The sequence below is a fragment of the Telluria sp. ZB2R32 genome (genome assembly GCF_059685715.1).
In genome coordinates, this window is the sequence record NZ_JCASIG010000004.1 from 255,781 (window position 1) to 268,636 (window position 12,856).

At 65.3% G+C, this 12,856-nt stretch carries 13 protein-coding genes and 1 tRNA gene; 10 read left to right on the forward strand and 4 right to left on the reverse strand.

From position 1 onward, the window contains the following. Window positions 1–39 precede the first annotated feature (39 nt). The 3 genes from AC56LG_RS13550 to AC56LG_RS13560 are packed head-to-tail and all read left to right on the forward strand — an operon-like array spanning window position 40 to window position 3,934. The gene (locus AC56LG_RS13550) at window positions 40–2,082 is read left to right on the forward strand and encodes an acetyl/propionyl/methylcrotonyl-CoA carboxylase subunit alpha (RefSeq protein ID WP_497166601.1); all 2,043 of its coding nucleotides are present in this window, start codon (window positions 40–42) and stop codon (window positions 2,080–2,082) included. Then, entirely contained in the window at window positions 2,082–3,011 is a 930-nt protein-coding gene (locus tag AC56LG_RS13555; protein ID WP_497166602.1) for a 2-hydroxyacid dehydrogenase, read from the forward strand. The genes AC56LG_RS13550 and AC56LG_RS13555 overlap by 1 nt, the downstream gene beginning before the upstream one ends. A gap of 2 nt (window positions 3,012–3,013) precedes the next feature. Continuing rightward, on the forward strand, window positions 3,014–3,934 hold the full coding sequence (locus tag AC56LG_RS13560; RefSeq protein WP_497166603.1) for a hydroxymethylglutaryl-CoA lyase: 921 nt from the start codon (window positions 3,014–3,016) through the stop codon (window positions 3,932–3,934). Window positions 3,935–4,055: 121 nt separating this feature from the next. Here AC56LG_RS13560 and AC56LG_RS13565 read toward each other — a convergent pair. After that, window positions 4,056–4,132: transfer RNA gene (locus AC56LG_RS13565), tRNA-Pro, on the reverse strand. A gap of 138 nt (window positions 4,133–4,270) precedes the next feature. On the opposite strand from AC56LG_RS13565, the gene AC56LG_RS13570 reads away from it, so the two are divergent. Further along, entirely contained in the window at window positions 4,271–4,843 is a 573-nt protein-coding gene (locus tag AC56LG_RS13570; RefSeq protein ID WP_497166604.1) for a hypothetical protein, read from the forward strand. A gap of 174 nt (window positions 4,844–5,017) precedes the next feature. On the opposite strand, the gene rsmI is transcribed toward AC56LG_RS13570, so the two are convergent. Next, entirely contained in the window at window positions 5,018–5,923 is a 906-nt protein-coding gene (gene rsmI / locus AC56LG_RS13575) for a 16S rRNA (cytidine(1402)-2'-O)-methyltransferase (protein WP_497166605.1), read from the reverse strand. A gap of 12 nt (window positions 5,924–5,935) precedes the next feature. On the opposite strand from rsmI, the gene AC56LG_RS13580 reads away from it, so the two are divergent. From AC56LG_RS13580 to AC56LG_RS13605, 6 genes are all read left to right on the forward strand, one after another. Further along, on the forward strand, window positions 5,936–7,210 hold the full coding sequence (locus AC56LG_RS13580) for a penicillin-binding protein activator (RefSeq protein WP_497166606.1): 1,275 nt from the start codon (window positions 5,936–5,938) through the stop codon (window positions 7,208–7,210). A gap of 1 nt (window position 7,211) precedes the next feature. Then, window positions 7,212–7,571, forward strand: coding sequence for a YraN family protein (locus tag AC56LG_RS13585; protein WP_497166607.1), 360 nt, complete (start codon window positions 7,212–7,214; stop codon window positions 7,569–7,571). Between the two features lie 78 nt (window positions 7,572–7,649). Beyond that, window positions 7,650–8,246 (forward strand): phosphoheptose isomerase, encoded by a 597-nt coding sequence (locus tag AC56LG_RS13590; protein ID WP_192053891.1) that lies wholly within the window; start codon window positions 7,650–7,652, stop codon window positions 8,244–8,246. Next, window positions 8,239–8,874, forward strand: a complete 636-nt coding sequence (locus tag AC56LG_RS13595) for a BON domain-containing protein (RefSeq protein WP_497166608.1) — start codon at window positions 8,239–8,241, stop codon at window positions 8,872–8,874. Before AC56LG_RS13590 ends, AC56LG_RS13595 begins: the two co-directional genes overlap by 8 nt. Window positions 8,875–8,917: 43 nt before the next feature. Further along, window positions 8,918–9,445, forward strand: a complete 528-nt coding sequence (locus AC56LG_RS13600; RefSeq protein WP_497166609.1) for a peroxiredoxin family protein — start codon at window positions 8,918–8,920, stop codon at window positions 9,443–9,445. Window positions 9,446–9,629: 184 nt separating this feature from the next. Then, on the forward strand, window positions 9,630–10,280 hold the full coding sequence (locus tag AC56LG_RS13605) for a hypothetical protein (protein WP_497166610.1): 651 nt from the start codon (window positions 9,630–9,632) through the stop codon (window positions 10,278–10,280). A 97-nt stretch (window positions 10,281–10,377) separates the two neighbouring features. On the opposite strand, the gene AC56LG_RS13610 is transcribed toward AC56LG_RS13605, so the two are convergent. Together AC56LG_RS13610 and AC56LG_RS13615 are read right to left on the reverse strand one after the other, a co-directional pair. Then, window positions 10,378–10,803: a PaaI family thioesterase gene (locus tag AC56LG_RS13610; protein ID WP_497166611.1), complete on the reverse strand. Its 426-nt coding sequence runs from the start codon at window positions 10,801–10,803 to the stop codon at window positions 10,378–10,380. A 61-nt stretch (window positions 10,804–10,864) separates the two neighbouring features. Then, a complete protein-coding gene (locus AC56LG_RS13615; protein WP_497166612.1) occupies window positions 10,865–12,853 on the reverse strand; it encodes a helicase-related protein in 1,989 nt (662 codons plus the stop codon). Window positions 12,854–12,856 lie beyond the last annotated feature (3 nt).

Here is a 12,856-nt window from a genome sequence, read left to right on the forward strand (position 1 = left end):
ACTACCCGATCAACGACAATATAAAGCGAGACAACACGCATGTTCACCAAAATCCTCATCGCCAACCGTGGCGAAATCGCCTGCCGTGTCGCCGCCACCGCGCGCCGCATGGGTATCCGTACCGTCGCCGTGTATTCGGAAGCGGACGCCGGGTCGAAACACGTGGCGGTCTGCGATGAGGCGGTGTTGATCGGGCCGGCCGCGGCCAAGGAAAGTTATTTGCGCGGCCAGAAAATCATCGAGGTGGCAAAGGCCACCGGCGCCCAGGCGATCCACCCCGGCTACGGTTTCCTGTCCGAGAACGCGGAGTTCGCCGAAGCCGTCCAAGCGGCCGGCCTGGTCTTCATCGGTCCGCCGGGTTCCTCGATGCGCGCGATGGGCTCGAAGTCGGCTGCCAAGCAGCTGATGGAAGGCGCCAACGTGCCGCTGGTGCCGGGCTACCATGGCGACAACCAGAATCCGGAATTCCTGCGTCAGCAAGCCGACGGTATCGGCTATCCGGTACTGTTAAAGGCCAGTGCCGGCGGCGGCGGCAAGGGCATGCGCGTGGTCGAACGCAGCGAGGATTTCGTCGCCGCGCTCGGCTCGTGCAAGAGAGAAGCGATCAGCTCCTTCGGCGACGACAAGGTGCTGGTCGAAAAATACTTGACGCGCCCACGCCATATCGAAATCCAGGTGTTCGCCGATAAACTCGGCAACTGCGTCTACCTGCACGAGCGCGACTGCTCGGTGCAGCGCCGCCACCAGAAGGTGCTGGAAGAAGCGCCGGCGCCGGGCATGCCGGCAGACCGTCGCGCGGCGATGGGCGAAGCGGCGGTGAACGCGGCGCGCGCCGTCGGCTATGTCGGCGCCGGCACCGTCGAATTCATCGCCAACCAGGATGGCTCGTTCTACTTCATGGAGATGAATACGCGCCTGCAGGTGGAACACCCGGTCACCGAAATGATCACCGGGACCGACCTGGTCGAATGGCAGCTGCGCGTCGCCTTTGGCGAACCGCTGCCGAAAAAACAGAGCGAGCTCGGCATCCACGGCCACGCGATCGAGGCGCGCATCTATGCCGAGAATCCAGAGAAGGGTTTTCTGCCGTCGATCGGCACGCTGCGCCACATGGATACGCCTGCGGCCGTCAACTTCGAGCTGGGCGGCGTGGCGGGCGTGGAACCGGCCGCCGTGCGCATCGATTCCGGTGTGCGCGAAGGCGATGCGATTTCTCCGTTCTACGATCCGATGATCGCCAAATTGATCGTCTGGGGCGCGGACCGCACGCAAGCGCTGGCGCGGCTGTCGCAGGCGCTGGCCGAATTCCAGATTGTCGGGCTGGCAACCAACATCGCCTTTTTGAAACGCCTGGTCGAAGGCGAGGCATTTGCCACGGCCGACCTCGATACCGGCCTGATCGAACGGAACACGGCGACGCTGTTCCCGCCGCTGCGCCCGGCGCCGGCCGGTGCGCTGGCCCTGGCCGCGGTGTCCCTGATCGAATCGGAACGGCGCCAATCGGCCGGCGCGTCGTCGAATGCAGCTGACCCGTGGGGCCAGGCGCAGGGCTGGCGCCTGAACGGAGACTATCGCCGCGTGCTGTCGTTCGGCGACGAGTATGCCGCCGGCCTGCCCGGCGGCGCGTACCAGGTGGGCGTGGTTTACCACCCGCAAGGCTGGGAACTCGACGTCGATGGCGTCAAACAGCCCTTGACGGTGAGCGGCCACGATGGCGCGACGCTGTCGGTGCGCCTGGGTGAACAATCGATGCACGGCGCCGTGCGCCGCGACGGAGATTTGTTCCACGTGTTCTCGAACGGCGAGCACCATACCTTCGCTTACAACGACCCGATGGCGCATGCCGGCGAGGCGGAAGCTGCCGGCGGACGCCTGACCGCGCCGATGCCGGGCAAGGTCGTCGCGGTGCTGGTCGAGGGCGGCCAGAGCGTGAAGAAGGGCGACCCGCTCGTCATCATGGAAGCGATGAAGATGGAGCACACGATTGCCGCACCGGGCGACGGCCTGGTCGAAGAAGTGCTGTACGCGGTCGGCGACCAGGTGGCGGACGGCGCGCCGCTGCTGGCGTTCAAGGCTGCCTGATGCGCATCCTGCTGTACCGGGGCGATGGGCAGGTCGGCGCCTGGGCCGAGGATGTCGCCCGCGTGCTGCCCGGCGCCGACACGCTCGGCTGGCAGGAAGGAGATATGCTCCCCGCCTGTGACTACGCAGTGCTGTGGAATCCATCGGCCGCGCTGCTGGCGCAACTCGGCGGCGTAAAGGCCGTGTTCCTGATGGGCGCGGGTGCGGATGCAATTCTCAAATTCGGAGATACGCTGCCGCCGGTGCCGATCGTGCGCCTGGGCGACGCCGGCATGGCGCGGCAGATGGCGGAATACGTGGCGTATGCGACGCTGCGCTACTTCCGCCGCTTCGACGAATACGAGGAACAACGGCGCCATGGCCTGTGGGCGCCGCTGCCAATATATGCCCGCGAAGAATTCACGGTCGGCGTCATGGGACTCGGCAAGCTGGGTTTATACGTGGCCGAGACCATGCGCGGGTTCGGCTTTCCGGTGCGCGGCTGGAGCCGCACGCCGAAGGAAGTGACGGGTGTCGACTGCTTCGCCGGCATGGACCAGCTCGATGATTTCCTGGGCGGCACGCGCGTGCTGGTGTCGCTGCTGCCGCTCACGGCCGAGACGAACAACCTGCTCGACCGCCGCCGCCTGGCGACGCTGCCGCGCGGCGCCTATTTGATCAACGTCGCGCGCGGCGCCCAGGTGGCCGAGCCGGATTTGCTGGCGCTGATCCGCGCCGGCCACATCGCCGGCGCCACCCTCGACGTGTTCCGCAACGAACCACTGCCGGCGCCGCACCCGTTCTGGGACGAGCCGCGCATCACGATCACGCCGCACATTTCGGCCGTCACCTTGCGCGCCGATGCGCTGCGCCAGATCGCCGACAAAATCGCCGCCTTCGAGGCCGGCCAACCGGTGGACGATATCGTCGACCGCAACCTGGGATACTGAAAATGAACCATCAGCCTGACCTGCCGAAGAAAGTCAAAATCGTCGAAGTCGGTCCGCGCGACGGCCTGCAAAACGAAAAGGAAACCATCAGTGCGGAAGTGAAAATCGAACTGGTCGACCGCCTGTCGCGCGCGGGCTTTTCCAATGTCGAAGCGGCGTCGTTCGTGTCGCCGAAATGGGTGCCGCAGATGGCGACCAGTACCGAAGTCATGGCGAAGATCATGCGCCTGCCCGGCACGATCTATTCGGCGCTGACGCCGAACATGCAGGGGTTCGAAGCGGCGCTGGCCAGTAAAGCCGATGAAGTCGTGATCTTCGGTTCGGCCTCGGAAGCCTTTTCGCAAAAGAACATCAATTGTTCGATCGCCGAATCGATCGCGCGCTTCGAGCCGGTGGCGAAAGCGGCCAAGGCGAACGGCTTGCGCCTGCGCGGCAGCATCAGCACCGCCTTTGGCTGCCCCTACCAGGGCGAGGTGTCATTGGACGCCGTGGCCGACGTGGTGCGGCGCATGCGCGACCTCGGCTGCGACGAGATCGACATTGCCGACACCATCGGCGTGGCCACCGCGCGCCAGACCCAGGCGGTGATGCTGGCCGCCGCGCGCGAATTCCCGCTGAAGCAATTGTCCGGCCACTTCCACGATACCTATGGCCAGGCACTGGCGAACATCTACGCCAGCCTGGAAGTCGGCGTCGAAATTTTCCACTCGTCGGTCTCGGGCCTGGGCGGCTGCCCGTATGCCAAGGGCGCGACCGGCAACGTCGCGACCGAAGACGTGCTCTACCTGCTGCACGGCCTCGGCATCGAGACCGGGATCGACCTCGACCAGGTGGTGGATGCCGGCCAGTTCATCGCGCAGCAGTTGGGCCGCAAGGGTTCCAGCCGCGCCGGGAATGCGCTGGCGGCGAAACGCCTGGGCTGAACCAATAAAAAAGCGCCCTGTCGAAGCTTGTTCGACGGGCGCTTTCTTTTTTATTCATTGCGTCGGCCTTGCGACAACGAAAAAAGCCGACAACTTTCGCTGTCGGCTTTTTTCTTCATACTGGTCGGAGTACAAGGATTCGAACCTTGGACCCCCTGGTCCCAAACCAGGTGCGCTACCGGGCTGCGCTACACTCCGAAGACACATATTATAGCGGCTGAGATTCCTTTGATCAAGGTCAGGTTTTCATTTTCTGGATTTTTCTGCAGAGACCTGGGAGACAATGAAGGAATGGCGCGTTTGGCAGCGGCGGGCGGCAGCGTTTTTGCAGGCGACATGCGCCAGCTACAGCGGCGCATCGGCGCCGGGCTCGCGCTCTCGCTGGCGATACACGCGCTGGTGCTCCACCTGCAGGCGCCGGCACCGCCCGCCGTGGCGCCGCCGCCGCGTCCGCTGGCGGTGCGCCTGCGCCCGCCTCCGCCACCACCTGCGCCCGCGCCCCGGGTCGACGAACCTGCACCTGCCGTCACCACGCCGCGTCCGGTGCGGCCTGCGCCGTCACGAAAGACGCCGCGGCCCGTGATTGCGGTCGATCCCGCGCCCGAACCCAGCCAGCCCGATCCCTTTACGATGGAGCAGGCACCGCAACCCGAAGAGGCGCCCGAGACCCCGCGCTTCGACCGCGAAGCCGCGCGCACGATGGCACGCTCGCTGGCGCACATCCGCGATCCGGCCAAGGAAGGCACGGCGATCGGACAGTTTCCCGACAAGCCTCTAGAGACCGAAACCCGCGCCGCGCGCGCGATCGGGGCGGCCAAGCGCAGGGATTGCAAGGATGGGATTCCAGGGGGGTTATTGGCGCCGCTGTTCCTCCTGGCGGACAAGAAGGACAGCGGCTGCAAGTGGTGAAATGCACCACGAACCGGCGCGTGGGCACTTTGTGCCCACGCGGTACGGCGGTTGATCAAGGATTGCGCATCAGGCGAATGCCGTGGCGACAGGCAATCAAAATAAACGGGTTGAATGCCGAGCCGACACAGGTTCGACGGTGAAAGCGCGTGGGCACAAGTGCCCACCCTACAACTACTCACCTCTAATCTGCAAGGCCCGCTCATACAAGGCATTCTTCTTGCGCCCGGTAATCTGCGCCGTCAGATTCGCCGCCTGTTTCACGCTGCATTCGCTCAATAAAATATTCAGGATGCGCTCGGCTTCGGCATCCTGGGCAGCGGTCTCGATCGTCGCGCCCTCGATCAGCACGACGAATTCGCCGCGCTCGCGGTGCTGGTCGGCTTTCACCCAGGCCAGCGCCTCATGCAGCGGGCAGCGGTGCACTTCCTCGAACAGTTTAGTGAGTTCGCGCGCGAACACGACCTGGCGCGCCGGCTCGAACACGGCCATCAGCCCCTCGACGCAATCGACGATGCGGTGCGGCGCCTCGTAGATCACCAGCGTGGCCGGTTCGCGCACCAGTTCCAATAACGCCGCTTCGCGCTGCTTCGATTTGGCCGGCAGGAAGCCGACAAAGTTAAAACGGTCGTTGACCAGGCCAGAGGCGGACAGGGCCGCCACCGACGCCGACGCGCCCGGCAGCGGGATCACGCGCAGGCCGGCCGCGCGTACGGCGTCGACGATGCGCGCGCCGGGGTCGGAGACGGCGGGGGTGCCGGCGTCCGACACCAAAGCGACACGTTCGCCGGCGTGCAAGCGCGCAACCAGCTTGTCGGCCGCTTCGCGCTCGTTGTGCTGGTGCGCTGCCACCATCTGCTTGTTCAAGCCGTAACGGGTGAGCAGGGCGCCGGTTTTGCGGGTATCCTCACAGGCGACCACGTCTGCCAGCGCCAGCAGGTGCAGCGCGCGCAGCGTGATGTCGGTGGCGTTGCCGATCGGTGTGGCCACCACGTATAAAGTTGCTGTAGGATAAGACTGTTGAGCTGCCTCGGCCATTACAGGAAGCTGGGCGATATCGATGGACTGGTTGTCGGTCATGTTGAGGATACGATGCGCATAAAAAGTCTGAACGGCGTGATTGCCACCGCTGCTACTGGTTTAATGGTTGGCCTGGCCGGCTGCGGCAGCACGCCTCTGCCGCCCGATCTGGGTTGCGGCGTACCGGGCGGATTGTGCGCGCCCCTCGAGCCAAACACAAGTGCGCGCCCGGTGGAACCGCCGCCGCCGACGCCGGCGCCGAGTTCGGAAACCCGCACGGTGCCGGTGGAACTGTATCCCGACGAGCGCGGGCCGCAGGCGCAGGCCGGCCCCGGCGGCACGGCGCGCATCGCCTTGCTGCTGCCGCTGGAGTCGCCCGGCCTCGGCCAGGCCGCCCAGGCAGTGCGTGCCGGTTTTCTCGCCGGCCACGAACGCGACCGCGCCGGCATCGAAGTCAATGTGATCGCCAGCGGCGATTCGCCCGAGTCGACCCTGCAAACCTATGCCCGCGCGGCGCTCGACAATGACATCGTCGTCGGTCCGCTGGCGCGCTCGAGCGTGGCGGCGATCATCGCAGCGAATGCCGTCACCAAGCCGACGGTGGCCCTGAACCATCCGCAAATCGACCGTCCCTTGCCGCCGCAAATGCTGGTGGTGGGTTTGTCGCTGGAAGAAGAAGCGCGCCAAGTGGCCGACTGGGCCGCGCAGGAACACCCGAGCGGACGCGCCCTGGTCCTGGCCGGCAAGGCGGCCTGGCAACAGCGCGCCGCCGGCGCGTTCAGCGAGCGCTGGACCCGTTTCGGCCACAACAACGCGGCCGTCGAATTGCCGATCCAGGATGGCTATGTCGACGCCAATGCGCTGGCCGAACTGCGTTCGCGCCTTGAAATCGACCGTCCCGAACTGCTGTTTGCCGCGCTCGACGCCGGCGCCCTGCGCCAGGTACGCAGCGCGCTCGGCACCTCGCTGCCGACCTACGCCATCTCGGCCGCCAATCCGGGCCGCGCGCCCGGCCTGTCGGTGCCGGAACTCGACGGCGTGCGCCTGGTCGACCTGCCCTGGACCATCCAGCCGGACCACCCGGGCGTGATGGTTTATCCGCGCCCGGTCGATGCCGACTCGCTCGACATGCAGCGCTTATATGCACTCGGCATCGATGCCTTCCAGGTGGCGCGCACGCTGGCGCAACGCCCGGGCGCCGACTTCGAGCTCGACGGCGTGACCGGACGCCTGTCGGTACGCCGCAACAATGGCGCCTGGACGCTGCGGCGCGACGAGGCCGCTGCCGTCTACCGCGACGGCGTCGGGTATGAGGCAGTGGCCGGGAAGTCGACCATCGGGCAGTGAGATGGCCCCTATCAAGCTCTCGGAGAAGCAGTCCCAGGGCCGCGACTGGGAGCAGACCGCGCTGCGCTACCTGCGCCGCCACGGCCTGGTCCTGGTCGAAGCGAATTTTACGTGCAAGGGCGGAGAGATCGACCTGATCATGCGCGACGGCGAGTCGCTCGTCTTCGTCGAGGTGCGCCAGCGCGCCGACCGCCGCCACGGCGGGGCCGCCGCCAGCATCACCCCGCATAAAATCCGCCGCCTGGTGCGCGCCGCCCAGGTCTACCTGCAGCGCCTGCCCACCCTGCCGCCCTGCCGCTTCGACGTCGTCGCCATCGATGGCGACGCGCTGGAATGGCTGCGCGACGCGATTCAAGTTTGACAATCTGCGCACGTAGTTGTAAGCAATTCTTAAATTGCTTTGCCGCCCCCGGTTGCTACTACACTATAATCTTTGGCTATGAATACTCAACGCATCCTCGCTCACTTCCAGGAGAGCGCCGACCTGAAACTGCAGTCGGCCCCGGCCCTGGCGCACCCTATTTCGCAGGCGATCGAACTGATGTTCGGCGCCCTGTCCAACGGCAACAAGATCCTGGCTTGCGGTAACGGCGGTTCGGCCGCCGACTGCCAGCACTTCGCGGCGGAACTGGTCGGACGCTTCGAGCGCGAGCGCTTCCCGCTGCCGGCCATCGCGCTGACCACCGATACCTCGATCCTGACCGCGGTCGCCAACGACTACAGCTACCGCGAGATCTTCTCGAAGCAGGTGCAAGCCTTTGGCCAGGCCGGCGACATCCTGCTGGCGATTTCGACGTCGGGCAATTCGGGCAACGTGCTGGCTGCCGTCGAAGCGGCGCTCGAGCGCGAGATGCGCATCGTCGCCTTCACCGGCAAGGATGGCGGCGCGCTCGCCAAACTGCTGACCGACGCCGACGTCCACATCAACGTGCAGCACAGCCGCACCGCGCGCATCCAGGAAGTGCACCTGGTCGCGATCCACGCCATCTGCGACGGCATCGACGTCGCGCTATTCGGAGGAGACGAGAATGAATAAGCCCGGCTTGAAGGGTTCCCTGGCGAAAGCCGTCCTGTGTGTGTCCCTGTTGGGTGCGCTGCAGGGCTGCGTGCCGCTGGTCGTCGGCGGCGCCGCGATGGGTGCGGCCGCCACCATGGACCGGCGCACGCTGGGCGCGCAGACCGAGGACAAATCGATCACCGTCAAAGCCGAGGTGCAGGTTCCAAAAATCGTCGGCAACGCCGGCCACGTGAACATCGCCAGCTACAACCGCAAGGTCTTGCTGACCGGAGAAGTGCGCGACGAAGCCATGAAGGCTGCCGTCGAGCGCGAAGTACGCAGCATCGAAAACGTCGCCAACGTCATCAACGAACTGGTGATCGCCGGCCCGTCGAGCTATACCTCGCGCTCGTCGGATGCGCTGATCACCGGCAACGTCAAGGGCAGCCTGATCGAAATGAAAACGATCTCGGCCACCTCGTTCAAGGTCGTCACCGAGCGCGGCACCGTGTACCTGATGGGCCGCGTGACCCAGCGCGAAGGAGATCTCGCAGCCAAGATCGCCCAGAGCGTCGCCGGCGTGCAGGGTGTCGTCAAGATCTTCGAATACATGAGCGAGGAAGAACTTCGCACCCAGTTCCCGAAATCGGGTTCGGTCGCCCTGTAATCATCCCGGCGGGGCCTGGCCCCGCTTTTTTTTCGCCAGCGCCATGACAGCCCATCATCCAGCTCAACCCCGTTCCTGGTTCAAACCCGCCGCCATCGGCGCGCTCGTGCTGGCGCTGGCGGGCGGCGGCTATGCCGCCCTGATGCGCGCCGAAAAGGCGCCCGAGGTCACCTTCATCAGCATCGCCGGCGACAAGATCGCTACCGCGAACTTGCGCGGCAAGGTCGTGATGGTCAATTTCTGGGCAACTTCGTGCACCACGTGTGTCAAGGAGATGCCGGCCATGGTCGACACCTACAACAAGTTCAAGGGGCAGGGACTCGAATTCGTGGCGGTGGCCATGCAATACGACCCGCCGAACTATGTCCTGAATTTCACCGAGACGCGCAAGCTGCCCTTCATCGTCGCCCTCGACGCCGGCGGAGACATCGCCAAATCCTTCGGCGACGTCACCCTCACGCCCACCACCTTCGTGATCGGCAAGGATGGCACCATCCTCAAGCGCTATGTCGGCGAGCCCGATTTCGGCGAGGTGCACACTCTCCTGCAGAAAGCCTTGAAGGCGAGCTGACGCTCCATGCTGCCGTGCTCGCCTTGCCGCGAGGCCGATCCGTCATTACACTGGGTCGCATGCCAGGGCGGCGCAAATGCTACAGCACGCCTGAGCTAGCGCAAGCCGGCGCCGCCGCAAGGGACCAAGCTTGATGCATTCGCGGGCCGGGACCGTGCGGCCATGCGCTTGTCAAGGAGATGCAATGGGTGAACTCTTACGCTGGACAGGCAGGTTCGCCGCGCTGCTGGCGCTGGCCGCGCTGGCCGCTTGCAGCAGCCCGCGGCCCAGGGCGCTCGCCGTGCTGCAATACCAGCACGTCGCGAATGCGCACGAAATCCGTTTTACCAATCCGATCGCGCTGTCGGCCGCGCTGTACCGCGTCGGCTACCTGTCGCCGGTCGATGCCGAGGGTTTCTGGGCCATCTTCGTGCTGTGCAATGCCGACGTCGCCGAACAGGCGCGCCGCGGTTTTTACTACAACGTCAATCAATTTCGCGTCAGCCATGGGGGGCGCGAATTCGGCGGCATGCCGCCCTATTCGCTGCGCTACCAGGGCCAAATCGACCTGAACAATGCCGGCGACACCATGCCGATCCTCGACGCCGTGGCCGCCGAAATCCAGGAAGGGCCGCCCGAGCAGATTTTCCAGAGCGGTTTCTATCCCGACCTGAACTACCGCTTCGCCATCTTCGTCCCCAAGGCGCTGCCCAACTACGCCGGCGAGGAACTGGCGCTTACCTATAAAGGCCAGCCGGCGATCCTGGTCGGCAACGGCAAGCCGCCGTCGGACTTGCCGGCCGTCGGCGGCAGCGCGGGCGGGGCGGCGGCGGCTTGCGTGCCGCCGCTGCCCTGACTTTAGAAGCGTTTGACAACGCTTTCAGGGCAAGGCGCATCGTCGAAGACAGTACACGGGTACGGCGAGACGATGCAACGCCGCCATGGGAGCGTTGTCAGGCGCTCTTCGGATACAGGATCATCTGGGTGCAGCGAAACAAGGCAATCGTCTTGCCGTTCGCTTTGTCCGTCACCTTCACGTCCCACACCTGGGTGGTGCGGCCCAGGTGCGCGACGGTCGCCACGGCGACGATGGTGCCTTCGCGCGCGGTGCTGAAGTGGTTCGATTTCAATTCGATCGTCGTGAAATTCTGCGCGCCTTCGGGCAGGTTGGCGACGCAGGCATAGCCGGCGGCGGTATCGGCCAGCGTCACCACGCTGCCGGCGTGCAGGTAGCCGTTCGGCGCCAGGTGGTGCGGCTTGATCGGCAATTGCGCGGTCAGGGTCTGGTGGCCGAGTTCGAGAACTTCGATGCCGAGGTAGCCGGGGAACTTGCCGATGCCGCGCTGGTTAAACGCTTCTAAGGTAGGTGCAGTGGTCATGGTGGATTCATCTGGTGGCGGATTGGATATCGTAACCGATACCGCACCACCCCATCCGCCATCACGCCCGGCGCTTGGGCTTGCTGACGATGCCCCCCTGGCGCTTGCGCGTGGCCGCATTCTGCTGCTGCAGCAGCGAGTCGACCCGCTCCGAGGCTTCGCGCGCCAGTTGCTGCGCTTCCTCGATACTCGGGAAATACTCCGGCTCGCGGTAACCGAGCCAGGCATAGGCCGAGTACATGCGGCAGGTGTCTTCGACTTCCTGCAAATTCTTCCATTGCAGCCCGCCCGGCTGCGGGGTCAATTTCGAGACTTTTTTCCTGGCCAGTGACAGCGCCCAGTGCTCCCAGGCGCTTTGCAGCATCGGCACCCGGTTCGAGATCGGCACCAGCGAGAGCATGAATTTCTCGGCCACCGTCAAGTCCAGGGTATCGAGCCATTCGGCGCGTTCGTTCTGGTCTTCGGTAATGCGCGGATAGAAAAAACCGTCCGGCACGTCGATGTTGTGGACAAAACGGCGCAGCAGTTTGACCAGCGAGGTCTCGCCGGTCACCGCCGAGATCCTGTGCAGTTGCTCGAGCGAGGGAGCGACGGCAAAGCCGCTGGCCGGTACCGGCGGGATCTTTTCCTTCATCAGGGCGCGCATGACTTCGTGGGTGTCGTCGTCGTAGCCGGCAACAAAGCCCTCTTCGTGCACGCCATAGCGACCGGCGCGCCCGGCGATCTGCTTCGCCAGCGCCGCCGAGATTTCCTCTTCCTCATAGCCGTTGTATTTCACCGCCGTCGTCATCACGATGCGCGCGATCGGCATGTTCAGTCCCATGGCGAGGGCGTCGGTGCCGACCACGATGTCGGCCTGCCCCTCCCGGAAACGCTCGGCCTGGGCGCGGCGCACTTCGGGCGACAAGTTGCCGTAGACGGTGGCGACCGACAAGCCTTTTTCGGTGATCATGTCGCGCCACATCAGGACGTCGCGCCGCGAAAAGGCAATCACGGCGTCGCCGCGGCGCAGGTTCGACAGTTTACGGACCGGCCCCGGCTCCATCGCCAGCGGCGCCATGCGTTTCAGTACGTGCACCTCGAGCGGCACTTCCAGGCGTTCGGCCAGCGCCTCGATCGCGCGCCGCGCTTCCGGGGCGCCGACCAGGTACACGGTGGCGGCCGGCGCGCCGCAGACGGCGGCGGTCCAGGCGGCGCCGCGGTCGCGGTCGGCCAGCATCTGGATTTCGTCGATCACGGCAACCTCGATCGGCGTTTTACTGTCGAGCATCTCGACGGTGCTGGCGACGTGGGTGCTGCCTTCGGTCACGCGCCGCTCTTCCCCCGTGATCAGGCTGACCTTCAATGGTTCGCCATGCGGGCGCGCCGCCTGGAGGCGTTCGTAGTTTTCCAGCGCCAGCAGGCGCAGCGGCGCCAGATAGGCCCCGCTTCTGGCTTTCGCCAGCGCTTCCATCGCGCGATGGGTTTTACCGGAATTGGTCGGCCCCAGCAGGGCGATGAACTTGCGCTGCATGCGGCTGGCCACCTCGAACGATTCCGGGTACTCGGCCAAATTGATGCTTTCCTTGGTGCGGGCGGCGTGGCGCTCTTCCTGCTCGCGCTCGATGGCGTGCTCGACGCGCTGGCGGATGCGCTCGAAGACATACTCGGCCGGCTCCGAGGTTTCCAGTTCGTCGAGCACGCCAAGAAACAGGCGCGGATCGAAGCCGGCATCGTCGGCCTGCTCGGCGATATCGCGCACGAATTCCTCGGCATCGAGGTGCAGTTCGGCCAGGGCCTTGTCGCCGGTGCGTTCTTCGATCAGCTCGCGCCGCGCGATCAAATCCATCTTGCGCCATTTGCTGGGTTTGGCGAGCACGCCGCGAGAGGGCACCAGCGCGTAGGGCACGCGCAAGCCTTCGTAGCGCACTTCGCCGGAAAAGCGCAGGAACACGCGCCCTTCCATTTTGACGAGTTCGATGCCGCGCGCGGCCAGGTCGAGTTCGCGTTCAAGGAAGGCGTCGTCGTCGCCCGTGTCGGTGTCGGCAGCGTCGTAGCGTGGATTGCTCATGTG